This window comes from Flavobacterium sp. KH_001 (genome assembly GCF_057840745.1).
In genome coordinates this window covers 2,049,883-2,074,269 of the sequence record NZ_CM174520.1, presented here as the reverse complement: position 1 = coordinate 2,074,269, position 24,387 = coordinate 2,049,883, and the positions used below count along the sequence as shown (strand labels likewise).

General features: G+C 32.9%; 22 protein-coding genes and 2 tRNA genes. 13 read left to right on the top strand and 11 right to left on the bottom strand.

Features of this window, described 5'->3' with window-relative positions; genetic code table 11:
• The 5 genes from AC3ITQ_RS09045 to AC3ITQ_RS09025 all read left to right on the top strand — a co-directional run bounded on the left by AC3ITQ_RS09045 (position 1) and on the right by AC3ITQ_RS09025 (position 3,042).
• Complete coding sequence (locus tag AC3ITQ_RS09045; protein ID WP_489238204.1) at positions 1 to 552, top strand: hypothetical protein; 552 nt, start codon at positions 1 to 3, stop codon at positions 550 to 552.
• Between the two features lie 203 nt (positions 553 to 755).
• Positions 756 to 1,088 (top strand): hypothetical protein, encoded by a 333-nt coding sequence (locus AC3ITQ_RS09040; RefSeq protein ID WP_489238202.1) that lies wholly within the window; start codon positions 756 to 758, stop codon positions 1,086 to 1,088.
• A 113-nt stretch (positions 1,089 to 1,201) separates the two neighbouring features.
• Positions 1,202 to 1,843: an O-methyltransferase gene (locus AC3ITQ_RS09035; RefSeq protein WP_489238201.1), complete on the top strand. Its 642-nt coding sequence runs from the start codon at positions 1,202 to 1,204 to the stop codon at positions 1,841 to 1,843.
• Between the two features lie 82 nt (positions 1,844 to 1,925).
• A complete protein-coding gene (locus AC3ITQ_RS09030; protein WP_489238199.1) occupies positions 1,926 to 2,642 on the top strand; it encodes a phytanoyl-CoA dioxygenase family protein in 717 nt (238 codons plus the stop codon).
• A 13-nt stretch (positions 2,643 to 2,655) separates the two neighbouring features.
• Complete coding sequence (locus tag AC3ITQ_RS09025; protein WP_489238197.1) at positions 2,656 to 3,042, top strand: hypothetical protein; 387 nt, start codon at positions 2,656 to 2,658, stop codon at positions 3,040 to 3,042.
• Positions 3,043 to 3,176: 134 nt separating this feature from the next.
• On the opposite strand, the gene AC3ITQ_RS09020 is transcribed toward AC3ITQ_RS09025, so the two are convergent.
• The 7 genes from AC3ITQ_RS09020 to AC3ITQ_RS08990 form a co-directional block, all read right to left on the bottom strand.
• Entirely contained in the window at positions 3,177 to 3,740 is a 564-nt protein-coding gene (locus tag AC3ITQ_RS09020; RefSeq protein WP_489238195.1) for a phosphatase PAP2 family protein, read from the bottom strand.
• A 1-nt stretch (position 3,741) separates the two neighbouring features.
• Positions 3,742 to 4,101 carry a Sec-independent protein translocase subunit TatA/TatB gene (locus AC3ITQ_RS09015; RefSeq protein ID WP_489238193.1) on the bottom strand — a complete coding sequence of 120 codons (360 nt, stop codon included), beginning with the start codon at positions 4,099 to 4,101 and terminating at the stop codon, positions 3,742 to 3,744.
• A gap of 104 nt (positions 4,102 to 4,205) precedes the next feature.
• Entirely contained in the window at positions 4,206 to 6,449 is a 2,244-nt protein-coding gene (locus AC3ITQ_RS09010) for a M1 family metallopeptidase (protein WP_489238191.1), read from the bottom strand.
• A gap of 66 nt (positions 6,450 to 6,515) precedes the next feature.
• Positions 6,516 to 7,022 (bottom strand): DUF6702 family protein, encoded by a 507-nt coding sequence (locus AC3ITQ_RS09005; protein WP_489238189.1) that lies wholly within the window; start codon positions 7,020 to 7,022, stop codon positions 6,516 to 6,518.
• The gene (bamP, locus tag AC3ITQ_RS09000; protein ID WP_489238187.1) at positions 7,012 to 7,773 is read right to left on the bottom strand and encodes a BamP family beta-barrel-assembly machinery protein; all 762 of its coding nucleotides are present in this window, start codon (positions 7,771 to 7,773) and stop codon (positions 7,012 to 7,014) included. Before bamP ends, AC3ITQ_RS09005 begins: the two co-directional genes overlap by 11 nt.
• Positions 7,763 to 8,488 (bottom strand): carboxypeptidase-like regulatory domain-containing protein, encoded by a 726-nt coding sequence (locus AC3ITQ_RS08995; RefSeq protein WP_489238186.1) that lies wholly within the window; start codon positions 8,486 to 8,488, stop codon positions 7,763 to 7,765. The genes bamP and AC3ITQ_RS08995 overlap by 11 nt, the downstream gene beginning before the upstream one ends.
• A complete protein-coding gene (locus AC3ITQ_RS08990; protein ID WP_489238184.1) occupies positions 8,475 to 9,242 on the bottom strand; it encodes a peptidase associated/transthyretin-like domain-containing protein in 768 nt (255 codons plus the stop codon). The genes AC3ITQ_RS08995 and AC3ITQ_RS08990 overlap by 14 nt, the downstream gene beginning before the upstream one ends.
• Before the next feature lie 162 nt (positions 9,243 to 9,404).
• Here AC3ITQ_RS08990 and pepE point away from each other — a divergent pair, with 162 nt between their 5' ends.
• Positions 9,405 to 10,112, top strand: coding sequence for a dipeptidase PepE (gene pepE, locus AC3ITQ_RS08985; protein WP_489238182.1), 708 nt, complete (start codon positions 9,405 to 9,407; stop codon positions 10,110 to 10,112).
• A 143-nt stretch (positions 10,113 to 10,255) separates the two neighbouring features.
• On the opposite strand, the gene AC3ITQ_RS08980 is transcribed toward pepE, so the two are convergent.
• Together AC3ITQ_RS08980 and AC3ITQ_RS08975 are read right to left on the bottom strand one after the other, a co-directional pair.
• Positions 10,256 to 10,328, bottom strand: a tRNA-Gly gene (locus AC3ITQ_RS08980).
• A gap of 108 nt (positions 10,329 to 10,436) precedes the next feature.
• Positions 10,437 to 10,509, bottom strand: a tRNA-Gly gene (locus AC3ITQ_RS08975).
• A 464-nt stretch (positions 10,510 to 10,973) separates the two neighbouring features.
• On the opposite strand from AC3ITQ_RS08975, the gene AC3ITQ_RS08970 reads away from it, so the two are divergent.
• Positions 10,974 to 12,575, top strand: coding sequence for a L,D-transpeptidase family protein (locus tag AC3ITQ_RS08970; protein WP_489238180.1), 1,602 nt, complete (start codon positions 10,974 to 10,976; stop codon positions 12,573 to 12,575).
• Here AC3ITQ_RS08970 and AC3ITQ_RS08965 read toward each other — a convergent pair.
• Positions 12,564 to 13,286 (bottom strand): murein L,D-transpeptidase catalytic domain family protein, encoded by a 723-nt coding sequence (locus AC3ITQ_RS08965; protein ID WP_489238179.1) that lies wholly within the window; start codon positions 13,284 to 13,286, stop codon positions 12,564 to 12,566. The two genes, AC3ITQ_RS08970 and AC3ITQ_RS08965, sit on opposite strands and share 12 nt — an antisense overlap.
• A 287-nt stretch (positions 13,287 to 13,573) precedes the next feature.
• Here AC3ITQ_RS08965 and AC3ITQ_RS08960 point away from each other — a divergent pair, with 287 nt between their 5' ends.
• Positions 13,574 to 16,003 (top strand): DUF5916 domain-containing protein, encoded by a 2,430-nt coding sequence (locus AC3ITQ_RS08960; RefSeq protein WP_489238177.1) that lies wholly within the window; start codon positions 13,574 to 13,576, stop codon positions 16,001 to 16,003.
• A 140-nt stretch (positions 16,004 to 16,143) separates the two neighbouring features.
• Entirely contained in the window at positions 16,144 to 17,661 is a 1,518-nt protein-coding gene (gene gpmI / locus AC3ITQ_RS08955; protein ID WP_489238175.1) for a 2,3-bisphosphoglycerate-independent phosphoglycerate mutase, read from the top strand.
• Between the two features lie 149 nt (positions 17,662 to 17,810).
• Here gpmI and AC3ITQ_RS08950 read toward each other — a convergent pair whose 3' ends face one another.
• Positions 17,811 to 19,064, bottom strand: a complete 1,254-nt coding sequence (locus AC3ITQ_RS08950; protein WP_489238174.1) for a DUF445 domain-containing protein — start codon at positions 19,062 to 19,064, stop codon at positions 17,811 to 17,813.
• Between the two features lie 260 nt (positions 19,065 to 19,324).
• Between AC3ITQ_RS08950 and map the strand changes: the two genes are divergently transcribed.
• From map to AC3ITQ_RS08930, 4 genes are all read left to right on the top strand, one after another.
• Positions 19,325 to 20,143, top strand: a complete 819-nt coding sequence (gene map / locus AC3ITQ_RS08945; protein ID WP_489238172.1) for a type I methionyl aminopeptidase — start codon at positions 19,325 to 19,327, stop codon at positions 20,141 to 20,143.
• A 4-nt stretch (positions 20,144 to 20,147) separates the two neighbouring features.
• A complete protein-coding gene (locus AC3ITQ_RS08940; protein ID WP_489238915.1) occupies positions 20,148 to 20,510 on the top strand; it encodes a GxxExxY protein in 363 nt (120 codons plus the stop codon).
• 41 nt (positions 20,511 to 20,551) lie between these two features.
• A complete protein-coding gene (locus AC3ITQ_RS08935; RefSeq protein ID WP_194658053.1) occupies positions 20,552 to 21,325 on the top strand; it encodes a methyltransferase domain-containing protein in 774 nt (257 codons plus the stop codon).
• Positions 21,326 to 21,433: 108 nt separating this feature from the next.
• Positions 21,434 to 24,334, top strand: coding sequence for a DEAD/DEAH box helicase (locus tag AC3ITQ_RS08930; protein WP_489238170.1), 2,901 nt, complete (start codon positions 21,434 to 21,436; stop codon positions 24,332 to 24,334).
• The last annotated feature ends 53 nt before the right edge of the window (positions 24,335 to 24,387 follow it).

Sequence of the window (24,387 nt, the reverse complement as noted above, 5' to 3'; positions counted from 1 at the left end):
ATGAAACGTTTACTTTTAAATTTAACTTTGGGTTTAGCAATTTTCTTTTTCTTTGGAAGTGCTAAACCCACTTTTTTAACTGATGATTCTGTTTTAGTAATTAACAAAATTGAAATTGAAATTACCGGAAACTCAACCGTTGGTAAGTATAACTGTTCTAATTTTTTTATTAAAAAAGATACAGTATACCTAAATTCAATCAAAAAAAACATTTTTAATACTGAAATCAAGATGTCGAATTTTGATTGTGGAAACAAAATAATGACAAAAGACCTACAAGGAACAATAAAAATAAAACAGTTCCCGAATAGTGCCGTTTGCATTAAAGATATCAGATCAGTTGGAAAAAATTATAAATGCAACCTAACTTTTTTGATAACCAATAAAACACTCCAATACAAAGATTTTATATTGTATACCACGGCCAATAAAATTCAAGGCTCTCTTAATCTAAAGTTCTCTGATATTGAGTTAGAGCCACCAACTAAAATGGCGGGTTTAATTAAAGTGAAAGACGAAATCGTGATCAATTTCAGTTTGTACAAAAACTAAAAAAAAATAGAGTATCTTTCTTCATTATAGAATATAAAAAACTTTAGAAGCAAACTTTCAAAATCAAAAAAATTGGCACGGGAATTGTCTTGCTCTTCACAGGAAAATAATCTTACAAAGAGCGCTTAATTTTAAAATTTGTATTTTTATTTTTTCAGCTTTATAACCTTTATATTTTATCAACTTTTAAAAAGAATTTAATCATGAAAAAACAAATTTTAAGCTTAGCTGTTGTAGCTTTATTAGCATTCGCTGTTCAATCTTGTGAGAAGAAAGAACCAAAACCTGCAGAAGACGAATTGACTCTTGGAAACAAAGTAGATTCTCTTACAACAGATATTGAAGAAGTAAAAGACAGTGCCGTTACTAAAACTGAAAAAGCAGCTGAAGATGTAAAAGATGCTACCCAAAAAGCAGCCGCTGATGTAAAAGAAGCCGCTAAAAAAGCTGCAGACAAAGCAGAGGCCGCTGCAAAAGCTGCAAAAGACGGAACAGTAAAAACTGCCAAAGAGGTAAATGAAGAATTGAAAAAATAATTTCATTAACATTCAAAAATTAAAACCATTCGCTAATTCGGATGGTTTTTTTTATGCAAAAAAGCGAGCGGATATTTTTTGTATTTTTGCCTTAAATTAGAAGATACTACAACATGCATTTTATTTCACAGGACTTAGAAGATTATATCGAGCAGCATTCTGAAAATGAGCCAGAATTGTTAGCAAAACTTAATAAAGAAACGTACCAGAAAATCCTTTTACCAAGAATGTTAAGCGGACATTTTCAAGGTAGAGTTTTAAGTATGTTATCTAAATTGATTCGTCCGGTAAATATTCTGGAAATCGGAACGTATACTGGTTATGCGGCTTTATGTCTGTGTGAAGGAATGCAGGAGAATGGTCAATTGCATACTATTGATATCAAAGAAGAATTAATTGATTTTCAACGAAAGTATTTTGATGCCTCGCCTTGGGGTAATCAAATTTTTCAGCATTTAGGGGAAGCAATTGATATTATTCCAAATTTGGATGTGAAGTTCGATTTGGTTTTTATTGATGCCGATAAAGAAAATTATCTGAATTATTGGGAAATGATTGTTCCAAAGATGAATAAAGGCGGCATTATTTTATCTGATAATGTTTTATGGAGCGGAAAAATCCTTGAACCTGTTCACCCGAATGATGTTAGTACAAAAGTGCTTTTAGAATATAACTTACTTTTGAAAAATGATCCAAGAGTGGAGACCGTTTTGTTGCCAATTCGTGATGGATTGACAGTGAGTAGGGTTTTGTAGAAAAGAGGTTCTGACGCAATAAGGTTCTGAGGCACTAAGTTTTTTTTTTAGAATCTGTAATTAAATAATACTTGATTTCAAAATGAATTCTTTAAACGAAATAGACACTGAAGGTTTTACAATTATAAATACTGTTTATACTAAAAATGAAATCGAAAAGCTGATTTCTTTGATTGAGAATAATTCAGAAAACAGAGTAGATACAGCTACTTTTAGAAAATCTCAGGATTTATTTGCTATCCGACAATTTCATAAAGAAATCCCTGAAACTTTACCTTATATCTTCAATCCAAATTTAAAAGATATTATTGAATCTAATTTTGGAGAAGGTTACTTTATAACGAAGTCCATCCATTTTGATAAACCGGAAAAGTCTAATTGGTTTGTTGCTTATCATCAAGATTTGACAATTTCAGTTGATAAGAAAATTGAAATCGAAAACTTCGAAAACTGGACTATAAAACAAAACCAATTTGCAGTTCAGCCTCCAAAGGAAATTCTGGAAAATAATTTCACAATCAGAATTCACCTAGACAACACAACCAAGGACAATGGTGCTTTAAAAGTGATAAATAATTCGCATTCAAAAGGAATCTTTAGAGTTGAAAACCTGGAGATTGAAAATGAAACCATTTGTGAAGTTGAGAAAGGCGGAATTATGATCATGAAACCTTTACTATTTCACGCTTCAAACAAAACTACAAATAACGAAAGACGAAGAGTTATTCATATTGAATTTAGTAACCAAGTTCTTCCAGATGGATTGGAATGGAGTGAGAAAATGATTCTTAAAAATTAAAAGTGAATAGTATATGACAACAATAATCTACTCTTTAATTTTTATTACGCTAAACTATTTTGCCCTAAAAGCAAGTCAAAACATTCGTTTAATATGGATTGTGTTTTTGTTTTTTATTATTGTTATTAGCGGTAAAACTTACGATGCTTTTTATGTCAAAGACATAATGATAAACAAAAAGACCTTTATTATTATGTTGCTTTTTAGTTGGGTAATATTACCCCTAACCTTTATTAATAAATATAATAATATAAGACTCCTTGAAAGACTGAATGGAAAAGAAATTTCCGATTTTTTTTCTAAAACAGAAGTTCCGATTTATCATATCATTTTAACGATATTAATAACCACTTTTCAACTTATAATAATTTGGAACGGTGTTAAACTCCCTAATGATTAAGTTTCATTTAATTTTTAAAATACTAAAACATCTTTTGAAAATGAGTGCCCTAGCCCGGATGGAAGCGGTATCCTTTTTCTGGCTCCTTTAGCCAGGAAAAGATATAGCGGACAGCCGGAAATAGCTCCTAAAAATTATCCTGGAAAATATAAAGGTTTTAGTTTTCGATAAACCAAAAATAGCAGTGATCCAAAAACAGCCCCGAAGAAATAACCGGTAAGAATGTCTCCCGGATAGTGCAACCCTAAATAAATTCGGCTATAAGCGAAGATTAATGGCCATAAAAATAAAAAACCTAAATACTTAAAATGACGCTTTAAAATCAGGAATAAAAAGGTGGCAACAGCCATTGTGTTAGCAGCATGACCTGAGAAAAAACTATACGATTTACGAACCTGAACAACGCGAATAAAGCTATTTATTTCGGGATTATTACACGGACGTAAACGTTCGAAAGTATGTTTGAACAGATTGGTCATCTGATCTGTAAAAGCAATTAAAACTGCAATAAAAAGAAGAATATACAAGGTTTGTTTTATACCTATCTTTTTATAAATAAGAAAAAACAGGAATAGAAAAAATGGTGTCCAATACAATTGATTGGTGATAATTAGCCAAAGATTGTCGAATGTTTCAGAACCTAAACTATTAAGATACACCAAGAGATTGGTATCTAATTCTTGTATTTTTTCAAGCATATTACATTTGGCGTTTTACAGGTCCGGAGATTGTGTCGATATCTTCTTTTACTTTGTCGATTTCTGTAGCAGTATCGCCTAACAGATTACCAGTCAAGTTAGTGGTATCGCCTAATAAATTAGTTTTTGCCTCGTTAATTTGGGCGTTGATATTACCAGTAATGTCCGTAAGCGCTTTTGAATCAAAACCATTTGCTTCGGCACCTTTATGAATTTCACTTTTAATATCGTTGGTCGCATTTTTTAATTGCGCCATAGCTTTTCCCATTGTACGAGCGATTTCAGGCACTTTGTCAGAACCAAAAAGCATAAGTACTATAAACAGTATGAAAACTAATTCTCCTCCTCCTATACCAAACATATCTTATATTTTTATGTGCCACAAAGATATTAAATTTTGCAGCTGACTGTTTTAAAATTTACTTAAAAAAAAAGACTCTTTTCAGAGTCTTTTTAGTTTTATACTTAATCAAATTTTGACTTTTCTTCTACTTTTGGCCAAGAGTTGTTGGTCACATCAATATCAGCTGTCATTAATTTTGGATCTATCTGTATGCTTTTGATTGCTTTTTCAGTTGCGTAAACTTTCTTAGCTGTATCGTTATTTTTTCTCCAGATTTGTGCCGGATACTGGAAGTTTTGTTTTGAACCATCTTCATAAGTGATCTCAACCAAAATTGGCATAATCATTCCGCCTGGTTTATTAAACTCAACTTCGTAGAAATATTTTGGTGATTTTAAACCTGCTTTTTCTTCAGCTGTAAAACTTTGATTTACATAATCAGCCAATAATTTTACATCATCAACTTTCAAAGCTTTTTTCTGAGAAGCATTAACTTCCACGTTATCACTTGCAACTAAATAAACGAATGGACCTTTATCTAATCCAAAACGTCCTTTTCTAACCTTAGCGTCTTTTAAATCAGCTGTTGGAGTATCAGACACATAATATTGTTTTACCTCTTTAATTCCGATATCAACAAAATCAGTTGAGTAAAACCATCCTCTGAAAAACCAATCTAAATCTACTGCAGATGCGTCTTCCATAGTTCTGAAGAAATCTTCAGGAGTTGGATGTTTGAACTTCCATCTATTTGAATAAGTTCTAAAAGCGTAATCGAATAATTCTCTTCCCATAACTACTTCTCTTAAGATATTAAGACCTGTAGCCGGCTTTCCGTAAGCATTATTCCCAAATTGTGCAATCGTTTCAGAGTTAGACATAATTGGCTCTAAAAACTTTTGATCCCCACTCATGTAAGGAACGATATTTTTTGCAGGGCCGCGTCTTGATGGGAAATTTGTACCTAATTCCTGTTCTGCCAAATATTCCAAAAATGAATTTAAACCTTCATCCATCCACGTCCATTGACGTTCATCAGAGTTTACGATCATTGGGAAGAAAGTGTGCCCCACTTCGTGAATTACAACACCAATCATTCCGTTTTTAACTTGTTCGCTAGTAACGCCATTTTCATCAGGTCGTCCAAAATTCCAACAAATCATCGGATATTCCATTCCCTGATCTTCAGCCGAAACTGAAACTGCTTTTGGATAAGGATAATCAAAAGTATGAGATGAATAGCTTTTTAAAGTGTGCGCTACTGTCACTGTAGAAGTTTCTCCCCAAAGCGGATTTGCTTCTTTAGGATAAACAGATTCTGCCATAACAATTTTACCACCCAATTTTACAGCCATTGCATCATAAATGAATTTTCTTGAAGAAGCGATACCGAAATCGCGTACGTTTTTAGCACTAAATTTCCATGTTTTTTTCTTTTCAGAGAAACCTTTTTCAGCTACTTCAGCTTCTGCCTGAGTAACAATTACAACTGGTTTATCAAATGATTTCTGAGCTTGTTCGTAACGTTTTACCTGTTCTGCAGTAAAAACTTCACTTCTGTTTGTTAATTCTCCTGTTGCATCAATAACATGATCTGCAGGAACTGTAATATTTACATCGAAATTTCCGAAAGGAAGAGCAAACTCTCCGCTTCCCCAGAATTGCATATTTTGCCATCCTTCAACATCATTATAAACCGCCATTCTTGGGTAGAATTGCGCAATTACATATAATTTATTTCCGTCTTTTTCGAATAATTCATAACCTGAACGTCCGCCTTCTTTTCTATAATTATTGATGTTATACCACCATTTTATAGCTAATGAAATTTTTTCTCCCGCTTTTAAAGGAGTTGCCAAATTAATACGCATCATCGTTTCGTTGATCGTATATGACAGTGGATTTCCTTTAGCGTCTTTTACCTGTTCGATGTTGAAACCACGCTCCAAATCTTTTTTCAGATATTTATTAGAAAAACCATCTAATGGTAATACCTGATTGATTTTTTCGCTTTCAGCCAATGGAGACTGAGTATTTGCTTTAGCCTGATTCTGATCCAACTGAATCCATAAATATTCTAAACTATCCGGAGAATTATTTGAATACGTAATAACTTCAGAACCTGTTAATTTTGAATTTTTATCGTCTAATTCGATATCAATTTTATAATCTGCCTGTTGTTGGTAGTATGCAGGGCCTGGTGCTCCTGAAGCAGTACGAAACATGTTTGGTGTTGCCAGCAAATCATACATTTGACTGAATTTGTTGGTATCGTACTTACCTTGTTGTTTTGGGGCAACTGAGGTATTCTTTTCCTGAGCCATTAATAAGGCAGGAAAAATTAATAATAATGAAAGTTTTTTCATAAAATGTAATAGGTAATTTTATCAGGGTGTGAAAATAACAATTAAAATGATAATTATACCTATTCATTAATACTTTAACACTTCTTTCCTTGAAGATTCTGTAAAGAGAACACTCTTTTTATTACCGAATGCTGAAATATGTGTAATGTTTTGCTGCTCAGCATTCCAATCTACTAAAATGGTGTTTGAAATCTCCAGTGTCTTAAATTTTTCAACATCCTTAATTCGCGAATAACAAACCAATACATCACCAGCCTCAATTTCTTTTGACAAAAAAGTAATTGGTTTTGACTGACCATTTACTTTTATTATAAAATTTTCTGAAAGGTATTTTTTAAACAATTCTAAATCTTCAGAAGTCTCTTTTTCTGTCCCTACAAAGGTTTTTTTATGGTATTTTTTTTCCATTCCGTTATTTAGATCGTCAATAAAAATACGGGATGTAATTTGGATCATTTTCTTTTCAGCTGCGTAATTCACCTGAAATACACCCATATAAAATTTATGAAAAACAAATGAGGATAACGATAAAAATAAAACCCCAATTAAGGGGTAAATTAATTTATTTTTCATTTTTGGAGACAGTAATATTCTTAAAATCTTTATTCTTGTTAATCATAAAATCGATTAACTGAAATTTATCATCTGGTTTTAAATATCGTTTAGATTCAGGATCATTAGAGCAATACATTAAAAACAATTCTATTTCATCATCTTTTAGATTCAATGTTTTATTGAAAAAGTCAGGAGTAAAATTATCTCTGGCATAAGCTGTAAATGCGATATCACTTATAACTTCTTCCTTCACTTCATCATTTTTGCGCAAAAGCTTCTTGACATCCTTAAATATTCGGACAAAATCAGTTCCGTATTTAATTGTCTGATCAGAGTACATTACGTTATTTTTAGCGGTAGATTGTTTATCATCTTCAAACTGCATATCTACTATTGCCTGAGAACCACCTCCCAATGCTTTTACTTTTAAATCTTTATGAACCAAAACTTCTTTAAGCTGATTATTTACTAAATCTAAAGGAACTGTAAACAGAATTTGAGCACAATCTTTTTCAGTCAAAACAATCTTTTTAGACTGAAATGCCATTCCGGTAAACAGCAAAGTATCTTTTGGCTTTGCCATGATATCAAACAATCCGCCGGAACCAATAAAAGTTCTAACATTGGCATTTATATTCATTACGTATCCACTCTCAATAGCAAGCGATTTGTTAGTCACTTGCCCGTGTAATGGCATCCTGGCTGAATTTTGTCCAAATGAGATTTGACAAAACAGGAACAAAACGAGTACTCTTAGGCTATTTTTCATTTTCGAGGATTTTAAGATATTTTCTGGCTAATTCAGTTATTAAAAACATACTCATTGTTTTGTTTTTACTATTCAAAGATACGGCAAATTCAGAATCCTCTACACAATATAATTGAAATCCTTTAATATCTTCCAACGAAATCCTTAATCTTTCTGTATAATAATTCTCATCAAAAAGATACTCCAGCTTTCTAAAAAGCATTTCTCTCTTCTCTACATTAACTTCTTTTTTCAGCATCGACGTGCGCCCTGAAATTCCATTTATTATCTTATCTATCGAAGTAGATTTGGCTGTATATAACTTTCTTTCGGCAGGCGTATATGTTTTTTGACCATGCGGAACAATTCCCAGATTTTCAGCGTTAATGCCTGCGTTTTCATTTACAACAACCTCTTTCAACTCGATTTGTTTCGCGGTCATTTTTATCCTAATTGTAGACGAAGTTAAATCCTCCGCTGTAATTCTAAGTTTTAAAGGCTCCATATTAACTGAAGAAAAAACCAAAACATCGCCTTCTTTTACAACAATAGAAAACATTCCGTTTTCATCTGTAACAGCAGTAATTTGCGTATTATTATTGATAATATTAACACCTTCAACCGAAGAGGACTGCTCAAATACCTGCCCTAGAATTTCTTTGGCACCAGAAGTTTGTCCAAACGAAATTTGAGCAATTACCAAAAATAAAATTAATAAAATATTATTTGTTCTCATTAGCCAATATTTCCTTGTATTTAACCGCCAATTCGGCTAATAAGAATTCTGTCGAAGTTTTATTTTTGGAATTTAAAATGACTGTAAACTTATCATTTTCTACAGCATAATATTCAAATCCTTTCACATACTCACTCGGAATTTTCAATCGGTTCACAAAATGATCCAGACTAAACATATTCTCTAAAAGTTTCATAAAAAATTCCTTTTTTTCAACTATTAATTCCTTTTTAAGCATTTTTGTTCTGCCTGATAAAAAATTCAAAAAAGGATCAGCAGAAATTGAACCACCAGCCATTCCACTTGCGCTTGCCGTCGCATCTAACGCAGTAGCAGTTCGTAATTTTCTCTCGCTTTCTGTATAAGTTTTTTGATTTGAAGGGACAATTCCCAAAGCCACAGCATTAATATTATCATATCGCCTTACAATAACCTCCTGTAATTGATGCATTACCAAACTTAGCTTTACAGTAAAATTAAGATCTGTAAAGTTTTCATTGGTTAACAAAACCCGATTTTCTTTGAATTGAATAGAAGAAAAAACAAGTGTGTCGCCCGGTTTGGCCATTATCGAAAAAGATCCATCAGCAGTCGTTGTCACCATAACTTCTGTTTGTGCATTTACCACATAAACACCTTCCAAATCATTTGTATTCGAAACGATTTTACCATTGACAGCAACACGATCCTGATCCTGAGACCATGCAGTCTGACTCAAAACAACAACCAAAACACATAAAACTTTGTTGATCAAAATGAAAAAATTAAGATTATCGTTAAAAGTGTAAAAATATCTTAATGTGTTCCAAAATTAGTATTAACGGCTTGGTAAAAATATGTTAATTAAACTCTCTTTTTCTAGCCTCAAAAAAGAGTTTTTAATATCTTTAACCTAAACAATTTGAGTACAAATTTTATGAAAAGCATTATCATTGCCAGCACCTCTACCCTTCACGAAGGCAGTTATTTAGAGTATTTATTACCTACTTTACAAGTACATTTTAAAAATTGCAAAAGCATCTTATTTATTCCTTTCGCACGTCCCGGCGGAATTTCACATAATGAGTATACTGAAAAAGTAGCACAGGCATTTACAACAATTAACATTTCAGTAAAAGGAATTCACGAGTTCGAAAATCCTGCGGAAGCGATAAAAAATGCAGAAGGAATATTTACAGGCGGCGGAAATACTTTTTTATTGGTCAATCAACTATATAAACACAATATTATGCAGCTTCTTTCTGAAACTGTAAAAAATGGAACACCTTACCTAGGAACAAGTGCAGGAAGTAATATTTGCGGTTTATCAATGCAAACAACCAATGATATGCCAATTGTCTATCCGCCAAGTTTTCAAACTTTAGGATTAATTCCTTTTAATTTGAATCCACATTATTTAGATCCGGATTTACAATCAAAACATATGGGTGAAACACGCGAAACCAGAATTAAAGAATTTCACGCTTTCAATTCTATTCCGGTTTTAGGTTTGAGAGAAGGAAGCTGGCTTGAAGTAAAAGGCGATAAAATAACTCTAAAAGGAAGTCTGAACGCACGTTTGTTCAAACAAAACCAAAACCCAGCAGAATTAGAAAACGAAAGCGATTTGAGCGACTTAAAATAAAATTTCAAAATTTTTAAATTCCATATTTCAATTTTAAAAACATTTTTGTTATAAAGTTTGGAATATGGAATTTAAGAATATTGTGACTTCCAGAGTAGTCTAAAGCAAAAAATCCCCAAACAAATTGTTTGAGGATTTTGAAGAGCGAAAGACGAGGCTCGAACTCGCGACAACCAGCTTGGAAGGCTGGAGCTCTACCAACTGAGCTACTTTCGCATTAACAGGGTGCAAATATAAATAATTAAATCATTTAAAAAAAATAAAAATCAATAATTATTTAACTTTGATAAAAAAACCGAAACAATTAAGTTCCGGTCTTTTTAGAGCGAAAGACGAGGCTCGAACTCGCGACAACCAGCTTGGAAGGCTGGAGCTCTACCAACTGAGCTACTTTCGCATTACTGGTGCAAATATAAAAAATAAGTTCAGTTCAAAACAAGCTTTTTTTCAAAAAAAATGAATAAAAAACAACATTTTCTTATAACCTATTTAAAACTAAAAAGTTATACACGTAATTATTTTTCATAAATTATGGTTCAAATTAAAGAAATGCCTTCAAAAGAAACTTATCGCGTTCTTCAACCTGTTCTCAGGAAATGAAAACCCATAAAAAGTTATACCTTCGAAGGTAATGATTCAGAACAACACCTAATTTCAGGAATTATAATAATCAAAAATTAACAGGAATTATTTCATAATTAATCTCAAGCAATCCTATATTTGCGAGCCAAAATCTAAGAAATGACCATTTTAGAAACACGCCAAAATAAAGATCAGCTTAAACTTTAATATATGCGCCAGATTAAACCATTTGATATGAAAGATATTAGCAAACACTATTTGATGTATAAAAAATATAAAATGAGAAATATTTACTTTCTTATCATCCTCTCTATTTTTGTTTGTTGCAAAAAAGAGGAACCGAAAGTTATTCCTGTAAAAAAAGCAACTCCACCTCCCGCAATCATACTTACCGATGAAAGAACAGTTTCTATTGACACTACCCTGATTGGGGTTTTTAAAAGCAAAACACTTCAGGAATTTTACAATTCTTCCAATAACAAAACCGTTTGGGGAAATCTCAAAAAGAGAACTTATGTTTTATCTCAATTAAAAAATTGTTCAGCACTAGGATTAGATCCAAATGACTACAAATCTGTTACACTTGAAAAATACGAGAAAAGAATCCATAAACTTAACGACAAAGAATTAGCAACATATGACATCTTGCTAACTTATAATTTTGAATTGTACCTGAATCATTTACACAAAGGAAAACTCGATCCTAAAAAACTATATACAGATTGGGATCTCAAAGAAAAAGAACTGGATGTTAATAGTGTTTTGATAAAAGCATTTAACAAAAACAAATTAGACAGCATCGTTGAAAATATCCAGCCAAAATCAGAAACGTATAGAGAGCTTTTAAAAGCACTTGAAATTATTGATACCTATCCCGAGGATGACATCGGAATGATTACTGTTGACTCTTTAACAAAGAAAATATCATTAAATGACACCAATGTTGCTTTAATCAATATCAAAAAAAGACTTTTGTTTTGGGGAGATATGTCAGGGAAAGATAGTGTAAGCTCCATCTACAATAAAAAGACGTTTGAATCAATAAAAAGATTTCAGGAAAGACACGGTTTAGCAGCTGATGGTGTAATTGGAAAAGGAACAATAAGCGCCCTGAATTATTCTAAAGAAAAAAGAAAACAGCAGATTATTGCAAATTTAGAACGTTGGCGCTGGTATAACAATGATTTTGCCGAGAACTACTTTATCATCAACATCCCAAATTACAGCCTAAATGTTGTCGAAAGTCAGGACACTACCTTAGTGCGCAATATTGTTGTTGGAACAAGTAAAAGAAGAACGCCCATCATCACTTCGGTATTAAAAACAGTAGTTTTTAACCCAACATGGACCGTTCCGCCAACCATTTTAAAAGAAGATGTTGTTCCTGCTATGAAACGTAATCGTAATTATCTAAAAAATAAAAACATTACTATATATGATACAATGGGCCATGAAGTTGATCCAAGTAAGTGGAATGAAAACAAACCTGGAAATTATAAATACGTCCAAAGTCCGGGCTATAATAACTCTTTAGGATTAATGAAAATCCTATTCCCAAATCACCATAGCGTATATCTTCACGACACCAATCATCGCAATATTTTTGGAAGAAATAATCGTTCGTTAAGTTCTGGTTGTGTTCGTATTGAAAATCCGCTGGAGCTTGCCGAACATATTTTAAATGATAGTATTTCGACAAATTGGCCGAAAGAAAAAATTGATTCAATTATTGAAACCAAAACCACAACTAACATTAGGATAACAAAAAAATATGCTTTGTATCAATGGTACTGGACGGCCTGGAGCAAAAAAAATCAGCTCATTTTCAGAGCTGATATTTATAATTTAGATTCGGATTTGTATGCTAAACTAAGAAATTAGTCTTTCTTCCATCGCAAAACTTCTTGACGGATGGTAGATAAACAAACACGATTTGTTTTTTATAGTGTCGATTATTTTATCTCTCAATTCAAACGGAATTGCCGGACAACCCTGGCTTCTGCCTAATCTTTTATTGTTTCTAATGAAAGACTCTGAAACATAGTCTGCAGCATGCATTACAACGCCTCTTTCGCGAGCGTTGTCATTTACGCCATTTTCTAAACCATCTAAACGAAGCGAAACGCCATGTTTTCCCTGATAAATTTCGCCTGTAGCATAAAAACCAAGACTACTTTTATTAGAGGAATTATTGTTTGAAAAATTAGACGCATATTCTTCTCCGGTATTTCTTCCGTGAGCAACCAGAGATTGAAACAAAACAGTATTTGTTGCCAAATCAATTACCCAAAGACGTTTGGTATTTGATGACAAACTGAAATCGATCAAGGTTAGGATGTCTTTTTGAACTACTCCTCTTTCCTTTAATAGATAAAATCCTTTTAAGGCTTCAGAGAAAGTTTTAAGTTCAGGCAACTGATAGTTGTTTGGATTCAAAGCGTGATACACACCTTCAATTTTAGCTTCGACTGTAAGCTTTTCAACTTTAGCGATACTTTTAGTTGCTACTTTTTTAGTTTCGGGAGTGCTTTTTGAATCTTTACCAAAAGATAATAACAAAAACACTAGCAGTGGATAAATTTTGTAAATCATTGAATTTCTTTAGGTTAATAACAAATTTGGGTTTGACAAAAGTATAAAAAAAATATCCCGCACAAAATAAATCCCTGTAAATCAAGGCCGTTTTGTTTAAATTTTAACAGATCAAAAACAAAAAATTAGCATATTGACGTAAAAATCCTATTTTTACCTATTATTTTAACTTTTATTACGTAGCGATATACCTACAATATTAAAAAGATATAATTTTCAGCTTTTAAAGTGTAACATTTAACAGAATTGAATGTCTATATTATCTCAAGAATCCTTCATAATACAAAATGAAAAAAGTTGTTTCCCTTTGTTTTCTCTTCTGTGTATCTTTCGGCTACAGCCAAAAGAAAACCCTGCAAGCGCAATCTACCTCGCAGTCCATTATTATTGATGGAAAGCTGGACGAGACAGCTTGGGAAAATACCCCAATAGCTTCTGATTTTATCATGTTTGAACCCGATAACGGAAAACCAATTCCTGAATCTCAAAAAACAGAAATCAAGGTTATCTACAACAATGACGCTATTTACATTGGTGCCACAATGTATGATAATGAACCGAGCAGGATTTTAAAAGAAATTTCGCAACGCGATAATTTTGGGACTGCTGATATTTTTGGCGTTTTCATTAACGGCTTTAATGACGGGCAACAAAATTTTGAATTTTTTGTTTCTGCCGCTGATGTTCAGGGTGATTGTATAATGACAGATGCTATTGGCGAGGACTATTCCTGGGATGCCGTATGGATTAGCAAAGCAAGAATAACCGACAAAGGCTGGATAGTGGAGATTAAAATTCCATACGCCGCCTTGCGTTTCTCTGCGGAGAATAAACAAACGTGGGGCATTAATTTTTTCAGAGAAGTAAAAAGAGAACGTAGAAAGTACACCTGGTCCTTAATTAACACCAAAATTGGAACATTTACCCAACAAAATGGGGAATTAACCGGAATCGAAAACATCAAACCTCCTACCCGATTATTCTTTATGCCATATGCATCATATTATTTAAACGCTTCAGATAGTCAAAAAACGTACGGAACCATAAAAGGTGGAATGGATATTAAATACGGAATCAACGACGCCTTTACGCTCGACGCGATTCTGGTTCCAGATTTTGGACAAACAAAATACGATGATCAGATTTTAAATTTAAGTCCGTTTGAGCAGCAATTCAATGAAAACCGAGCCTTTTTTACCGAAGGAACCGACTTATTTAATAAAGGAAACATCTTTTATTCCAGAAGAATTGGAGGCACCCCTACTATTGATCCTGAATTAAATGATAACGAAGAAGTATATGAAACAGTACAGAACGTTAATCTTATCAATGCTTTGAAGGTTTCAGGAAGAACCAAAAACGGCTTAGGAATTGGCGTTTTAAATGCGGTTACCGAAAAAACTTTCGCCTCTATAAAAGATACTATTTCAGGCGATACAAGAAAAGTAGTGGTCGAACCACTAACTAATTACAATGTTTTGGTTCTAGATCAGCGTTTCCGAAAAAATTCTTCGGTAACTTTTATAAATACAAACGTTACAAGAAACGGACATTATAGAGACGCCAATGTTTCCGGTCTGGCCTGGGACTTGAATACAAAAGCAAATACCTATAATTTATCAGGAAATGTAAAATATAGCACTATCAATCTCGATGAAGATAAAACCGGAGTTTTCTCTACAATTGGTTTTGCCGAAACTACTGGAAAATACCGTTACAGTGTAGGCACTGATTTTGTTACAAAAGATTACGATCCAAATGATCTCGGAATTAACTTTTACACCAACTATTACAATTTCTATGGAAATGCCAATTATAGAATTTTAAACCCAACAAAGCTCTTTAATAGTTTCAGGATTAACTATAATATGTATACTGAATTCAACAAAGAATCTGGAAAAGTACAAGACAATAATATTGATGTAAATGTAAACCTGAGTACGGTAAAAAATAATTATTATGGTGGCGGAATTACCCTTTTCCCTTTGGTGTCGCATGATTATTATGAACCCAGAGCAGCAAATCGTTATGTAATTCTTCCAAGAAAAGTTGAGGCCTGGGGAAGCATTTCTACAAATTACAACCATAAGTTTGCTATAGATATAAATCCGTCAATTGCTATTGCTGATGAGCCTGGACGAATGGCATACGGTTTTGATATCGGCCCCAGATATCGCTTTAGTGATAAACTTTTAATGGTCTATACTTTTAGCTTTTTAAGAAAAAACAACAACAAAGGATACATTGACAGCGTTGACGACGACGATAACCAAAGTACTCCGAAAACTATTGTTTTTGCCAATCGAAATGTAATTACCTACTCCAACACAATTACCGGAAAATATGCTTTAAACAGTGCTATGACACTGAATTTGGCACTTCGCCAATATTGGTCTTATGCCGAAAATAAAGATATTCTTGAATTGGAACAAGATGGAACTTTAACACCTTATCCTCAATACACTGATAATAAGAATTCAAGTTTTTATTCCTGGAATGCTGATTTGTCTTATTCATGGTGGTTCGCTCCGGGAAGTCAGGTTTCCGTTTTGTACCGCAATAGTGCCGATAATTTTGAACGCATTATTGACAAGGATTATAAAGACAATGTAACTGCCTTACTTAATAATGACGCCTTAAAACATGTTTTTTCAATAAGCGTGAAATATTTTATTGACTATAACGCTGTCAAAAATAAGCTCAGAAAGAGAGCTTAGCGTGAATTAATTTTAAAAAATAAGTCCTTCTTTAATTAAATTATTATTTTTTCACATACTTCATTTTATTAAACATAAATGTAACATTGCTTTCTTTGCACATTTTAGAAATGGCTTATCTTTGTACAAAACAAAAAGTAATGAACAAAAAAGTTATCCTTATGATTTTAGACGGTTGGGGAAAATCTCCTGACCCTAAAGTATCCGCAATAGACAATGCAAATGTTCCTTTTATAAATAGTCTTTACAAAAATTACCCAAGCGCTCAACTTCGTACCGATGGATTAAACGTAGGTTTACCTGAAGGCCAGATGGGAAATAGCGAAGTGGGACATATGAATCTTGGCGCCGGAAGAATTGTGTATCAGGATTTAGCCAAAATTAACCTTGCCGTAGCACATCAAACATTAGCCAAAGAACAAGTTTTGGTTGATGCTTTTACGTACGCTAAAGAAAACAATAAAAAAGTACACTTTTTAGGATTAGTTTCTGACGGAGGTGTTCACTCTCATACTTCTCATTTACGTGGACTAATTGATGCTTCTCAGGAATATGGTTTAGATCAGGTTTATATCCACGCTTTTACAGACGGACGTGATGTTGACCCTAAATCAGGAGCAAAATACATCCATGATTTAGAAGAACATATTAAAGATACTCCGGTAAAAATTGCTTCGATCGTTGGTCGTTATTATGCAATGGACCGTGACAAACGTTGGGAACGTGTAAAATTAGCTTACGATTTAGTAGTTAACGGTACCGGAATTCCTTCAAAAAATGCGGTAGCTAGTATTCTTGACAGTTATGCACACGATGTAACTGACGAATTTATTGCGCCTATTGTAATGGTTGACGAAGAACAAAAACCTTTGGCAACAATTGTTGAAGGTGATGTTGTAATCTTCTTTAATTTCAGAACTGACAGAGGTCGTGAACTTACAGAAGCACTTTCACAACATGATTTCCACGAGCAAAACATGCACAAATTAAACTTGTATTATGTAACGCTTACCAACTACGACGAAACGTATCAAAACGTAAAAGTTGTTTACAATAAAGATAATATTACGGAGACTCTTGGTGAAGTTTTAGAAAAAGCGGGTAAAACACAAATTCGTATTGCTGAAACAGAGAAATATCCACACGTTACCTTTTTCTTTTCTGGCGGAAGAGAAACGCCTTTTGAAGGTGAATCAAGAATTTTGAGAAACTCTCCAAAAGTAGCTACTTACGATTTACAGCCAGAAATGAGCGCCTATGAATTGACTGCTGCACTTGTTCCTGAATTAAATAAAGGCGAAGTAGATTTCGTTTGTCTGAATTTTGCAAACGGAGACATGGTGGGGCATACCGGAATTATGAGTGCTGCAATCCTTGCGTGCGAAGCTGTTGATGCTTGTGTAAAACAAGTTATTGAAGCGGCTCTCGCTAACGATTATACTACAATTGTAATTGCCGATCACGGAAACTGTGAAACCATGATCAACCCTGACGGAAGTCCAAATACAGCACACACAACAAACCCAGTACCGATTATTTTAGTTGACAAAAACCTTAAAAACATTCAAAATGGTGTTTTAGGAGATATTGCCCCAACTATTTTAGAATTAATGGGAGTTCCACAGCCAAATGCTATGACTTGTCATTCATTATTATAGAAACCACTTTTTTTAATAGAAAAAGAGACAAGTCTTCAGATTTGTCTCTTTTTTGTTTTTATTGATTTTCACCATATAAGTCATATAAGTTCATTTAAAAAGAACACTTAAAGGCATCCCCTACGAATACTTATATGGTTTAAAATTAATCATATTACAAAATAATGATATGTCCATTCGACTGCATAAATTACGAGTCCGATTAAGCCTCCAACTAAAGTTCCGTTGATTCTGATATATTGAAGATCTTTTCCGATCTCTAATTCTAATTTTTCAGAAACTTCTTTTCCATCCCAGCTTTTTACGGTTGATGAAATTAAATCACCTATTACTTTTTTGTTATTCAGAAGCACTGATAACAAATCATTTTTGATAAAATTATTGATTTTGTCAATCATTACAGGATCTTCTTTTATTCCATTTCCGAAACCTTGTATCAGACTTGAAATATTCTTTTTGATGGAAGATTCATCACCTTTTTCTAAATCATTAGAAATAGATAATTTAATTTCATCCCAAATTCCGTTGATGTAATCCTGGACTTCTTTTTTACCCGCAAAACCTAAAATCAAATTATTGATCTTGATTCTCATTTCTTCGGAGTTTTTTACTTTTTCAAGAAAATCAGCGATATAATCGTCTATTTTAATTCTCACAGCACTTTCCGGATTTTTTGCTTCGTCTAAGAATTCAGCTAAACCATTAAAAACACCTTCTGAAATGCTTTTATCAGCTAAACCGAAACTCAAAAAAGGTGTTGACGCTTTTACTTTCTTGCGAATCAAATCTTTATTATTGGCCAATTCAGAACTCATTACTTCCAGAAGATTCGTCAGTAATTGATCTTTTACATTTCCTTTCTGTAAAGGTTCTAACGCCAGTGCTACCCAATCCCCAAAATTAATTGCTTCCAGTTTTTCTTTGAACTGAACCTGAATAAAGCGTTTTATATCTTCATCCTTAATTGTATTTAAAACGCCAGGAATAATATTAACCGCAACCAAATTGGCAATTTTATTGGCATTCTCTTCCTGCGCAAGCCAGTCTGAAGCTTTTGTGGCAAAATTGAATTCTTCTAATTTAATTTCTAGTTTTTCCCGATTTAGAAATTCCTCAGAAACAAAATTTCCCAAGTTCTCTCCAATTTCATTCTTTTTCGTCGGAATAATAGCGGTATGCCAAATCGGGATTCCAAGCGGATGACGAAATAAAGCCACAACAGCAAACCAATCCCCAATTCCTCCAACCATAGCGGCTTCACTAAAAGCCTGCAACATCGGAATCTTAAAATAAATAGCAATTATAAACAGCAACACTGCAAAGCCTAAAAGCGATAACGCATTTGCCTTCATTTTCTTTAAAGCTTTTACTTTAACTATATCTTGATCCGTAGAATTTTCCATGATTGTAAGCGTTTTTACTACTAATTTACGTTTTTTATGTTAGATAATAAGCCTAAAAACTTTGAAATCAATAAGAGTAAAAAAAGGTTTACTACGAATTTCTCTAATTTTCACTAATTTTTTCTTCCGAAAACTATCAAAACATGAATTCTCAAAAATTCATGTTTTTTTCTTAAAATTGAATTCGTGCTAATTCGTTAAATTCGTGGCAAAAAAATAATATTAAAATTGTACTTTTGCGAACTGAAAATCTGAAAAATATGATTATCCAAAAAAGTAGAGAAGAAATCGAATTAATGCGCGAAAGTGCTTTGATCGTATCTAAAACATTAGGAATGATTGCTTCTGAAATTAAAGAAGGAGTTACCACATTATATCTTGACAAATTAGCCGAGGAATTTATTCGTGATCATGGTGCGGTACCAAGTTTTCTTGGACTGTATGATTTCCCGAATTCTCTTTGTATGAGCCCGAATGCACAGGTTGTACACGGAATTCCTAATAACACCCCTTTGAAAAGCGGAGACGTAATTTCAGTAGATTGTGGCGCGTTCAAAAATGGATATCACGGTGATCATGCTTATAGTTTCGAAATTGGAGAAGTTGCCCCGGAAGTTAAAAAACTTTTGAAAGTAACTAAAGAATCTCTTTATATAGGTATCAGAGAATTTAAAGCTGGAAATCGCGTTGAAGATGTTGGAAATGCGATTCAAAAATATACTGAGTCTCATGGCTATGGTGTGGTTCGCGAATTGGTAGGTCACGGTTTAGGGCAAAAAATGCACGAAGAACCAGAAATGCCAAACTACGGAAAACGTGGTCGTGGAAAACTTTTTGTTGAAGGGATGGTTGTTGCGATTGAACCTATGATCAATATGGGAACCAGAAACATCAAACAATTAAAAGACGGCTGGACAATTTTAACTGCTGACGGAAAACCAAGTGCACATTTCGAACACGATGTAGCGTTAATTGATGGAAAACCAGAATTATTATCGACTTTCCAATACATATACAAAGCATTAGGAATTGAAAGCAATGAAGAAGATGAATTTAGAAAAGTGCCTTTAGTTTTATAGTTATATTACATATAAAATTATTGGTTTAGCGATTGAAGTTCACAAACAGCTTGGCCCTGGTTTATTGGAATCAGCTTATCAGGAATGTTTGTATTATGAAATAGCAAATGCTGGCTTCACTGTTGAAAGACAAAAAATTTTACCAATTATTTATAAAGACATAAAACTTGATCATGGATATCGACTTGATTTATTAATCGAAAATACGATTGTAATTGAATTGAAAACTGTCGAAGCATTTACAGATGTCCATTTTGCACAAATATTGACTTATTTAAAACTAGGAAATTATCCATTAGGATTACTTATTAACTTTGATTCAAAAATTTTAAAAAATAATATCAAAAGATTTATAAACACTTTGTGAAACTCCATGTCTCCTTTGTGAAACTCTGCGAAACAACCCCAATGAAAAAACTATTCAAATTAGTACTTAATACAATACCGCGTCCATTATTAATTCGTTTGAGTTATGTGGCGCGTCCAATTTTGGCTTTATCTTTAAAAGGAGACAAATTTACTGATCCTATTGATGGGAAAAGTTTCAGATCGTTTTTACCTTACGGATATGGAAAGCAACGTAATAATGTGCTTTCGCCAAGTACACTTTCCTTAGAAAGACACCGTTTACTTTGGTTGTATTTAAACGATCAGACTGATTTTTTTACAGCGCCAAAAAAAGTGCTTCATTTTGCACCCGAACAAGCTTTTTATAAATTATTCCGCAAGCAAAAAAATCTGGATTATACCACAACCGATTTGTTTTCGCCTTTGGCAGATGTAAAAGCAGATATCTGTAACTTACCTTTTAAGGACAACGAATACGATGTGATTTTATGTAATCACGTTTTAGAACATATTCCGGATGACACAAAAGCAATGCAGGAATTGTTCAGAGTTTTAAAACCAGGCGGAATGGCAGTTTTGCAAATTCCACAGGATTTATCGAGAGAAGTTACTTTTGCCGATGATTCGATAACAGATCAAAAAGAACGTGCTAAAATATTTGGACAATACGATCACGTACGCATTTACGGCCGCGATTATTTTGACAAATTAAGAAGCATTGGTTTTATCGTAATCGAAGAAGATTACACCAATAAAATTGCACCAGAATTGGTAGAGAAATATTGTCTGGCAAAAGGAGAAATTATTCCACTTTGCTTTAAACAGGAAAACTAAATTTTTCCACCCTATAAGTTCATCTAAAAAGTTTTCAAAATAGCAATAATTTGAAAACTTTTTACTTTTTTAGCTCTTCCCGAATTACAACCAAACTACAACCTACTCTTGGAACCAAAATCATTTCAGTTTTGCTTTGACATCAGTTTTGAAAAAAACCTGAATACTTATATCCCAACAGCCTACATAGTTGAGAATACTACTGACATTAAGTACTTAGATAAAAAAGCAAGTAAAGATGTTCTTGAAAGTTTTGGAATTGTCTATGAAAATTTAGAATCCAATACAAAAAAAATACTGACCGCGTGCGAATCTTTAAAGCCTGACTTTATTTTTAAAAAATTCAGCACCAAAATCAAATCGGCAAAGACAATTGCAGATTTACAAAAAGATTCCAAAATTGAATTTGCGATTCGTCAGCATTTAAAATTTAACTTAGAATCCTTTTACAATCTAATTGTAAAAGAGCAATTTCCCTTATCTGCCAATATGAGCGCAGAAAAGGATTTTTATCGTTGGAGAGTCAACACAACTCCGTTAGATTTTGCCCCTCAAATTCAATTTGACAAACATGAAGAAGGAATTACTTATACCTTATCTTTAAAAGAAAACGAAACTTCATTTTTACCAATGAATAAAAGTGTCGATATTCTTCTGGACGAACCGGGCTGGTTAGTTATCGATAAAAAATTAGGACAGTTAAAAGATCTTAATTCCAAAAAGCTTCAGCCTTTTTTAAAGAAGAAATCAATTGAAATACCTTCCAAATTAGTTGATAATTATTTTAAGAATTTTATTCCGGAAATAGCTAAAAAAATCGACATCGACGCGACTGGTTTCGAAATTGAACTTCGGGACAAAATTATTTCCTGCACCATTCAGCCTGTTTATGATTTCTTTAAAAACTGCTACTACCTCAACCTTTATTTTGATTATAATGGCTATTCATTTGACGCCAGTAAAACTAAAAAAACACATTCCTTTGTTGATTTTGACATTATCAATGAGCCAAAAATAATTCAGTTTAAACGAAGTTCTGACGAGGCTTTATATACAGACAAATTACTTGAACTTGGTTTGATAAAAATCAAAAATGATTTATTTGGATCGAATTCAGAGGCAGAAATTATTGATCCTTATGCTAATATTCAATTTGTTATTGATCATAAAGAAGATCTGGAAAGTTTAGGTTTTATCATCCAAAATCTGAAATTGGAAAGTAAAGAAATCATTACAGAAAGTCATACTGTTTTTGCTTCAAAAGACGAGACGAAAGAAGATTGGTTTGACATCAAAATAATAATTAGTGTTGGAATTTTCACGATCAATTTCAGCGAAATTATTCCGAATATAAAAAGCAAGGAAAGACTCTTTTTATTACCTGACGGAAACTATTTCCTGATTCCACTGGAATGGCTCAGCAAATACAGTTCGCTGGCCAAATTAGCCAAAACAGAAAATGAAAACCTTCTTTTGCGTAAAAGTAATTTTACCGCTTTAGATACGATTCCCGAAATTAAAGATGATGTCATTCAAAAAGCAGAATATACAGCTTCGGATTTGCTGAAAGCAACTTTAAGGCCTTATCAGATTGAGGGTGTAAAATGGCTTTTGGGTCATTTCAACTCCAATTTAGGTGCTTGTCTGGCCGATGATATGGGACTTGGAAAGACATTACAAACTTTAGCCGTTCTGGTTGCTGTACAAGAACAATTAGGTTTTACAACTAAAACCTCAAATTTTGATTTGTTTGCAAACGAAACTACTATTGAAAGAGAACCTTTAAAAACCCTGATTGTTTTACCTTCTTCATTGGTTTTTAACTGGTATAACGAAGCTTCAAAATTTACACCGCATTTTTCAAAAATGCAATACATTGGTAACGACAGAAAACTGTTAGCAAATAGATTGGCCTCAACAGATTTAATTTTTACGAGTTACAGTATTGTACATCGTGATATTTCAATTTTAGAAAAATATGATTTTCGCTATTTAATTTTAGACGAAAGTCAATACATTAAAAATAAAAATTCTAAGATTTTTAAAGCCATCAATAAAATAAATACAGCTCATAAAATTGCTTTAAGTGGTACTCCTATTGAAAACTCGCTGGACGATTTATGGTCACAAATGCAGTTTATAAATCCTGATATTTTAGGAACTTATAATTTTTTCGCAGAAAACTTTAAAATTCCGATTGAGAAAAAACAGGACGAGAATAGTTTAGCTGAATTGAAAAATTTGGTTCAGCCTTATATTTTGCGACGAACCAAAGAGCAGGTTTTAAAAGATTTACCGGAATTGACAGAGCAGATCTATTATTGCGATATGGATCCTGAACAGGAAAAATTATATGAGAAAGAAAAATCAAAAGCTCGTAATTTTCTATTAAAAACAGATGGAACAAGTCCTGATAAAATTAGCATTATCAATACTTTGATGAAGTTAAGACAGCTGAGTAATCATCCAAAAATGGTTGATCAGGAGTCGGAAATTGATTCGGGAAAATATATTGCAGTTACTAATTATCTGGAGAATTTAGTCAAAGGAAAACAAAAGACTATTATTTTCAGCTCGTTCGTTACTAATTTGAAATTTTATACTGATTGGTGTACCGAAAACAAAATAAAGTATTGTGAAATTACAGGCGAAACTCCAGCCAGCAAGCGGGAACAACAAGTAAAGCAATTTCAGGAAAAAGAAGAACCTTTGTTGTTTTTTATTTCGCTTAAAGCGGGTGGTGTTGGTTTGAATATCACGAAAGCTTCTTATGTTTTATTTTTAGATCCATGGTGGAATCCCTTTGCAGAAAAACAAGGTGTTGGACGAGCACACCGAATTGGCCAATTAAATAAAGTTAATGTAATTCGTTTTATTTCTAAAAATACCGTAGAAGAAAAAATAATCAAACTACAGGAAAACAAAAAGCTGTTGTCTGACTCGCTTTTGGAGGAAAGTTATATCAATGATGAAATCGAAGTTAATTTGAAATACATACTTGGTTCATAACAAATTGTTCTTAAAACCAATAAAACGTCTTATTTTTCGTTGTATAAATTGTT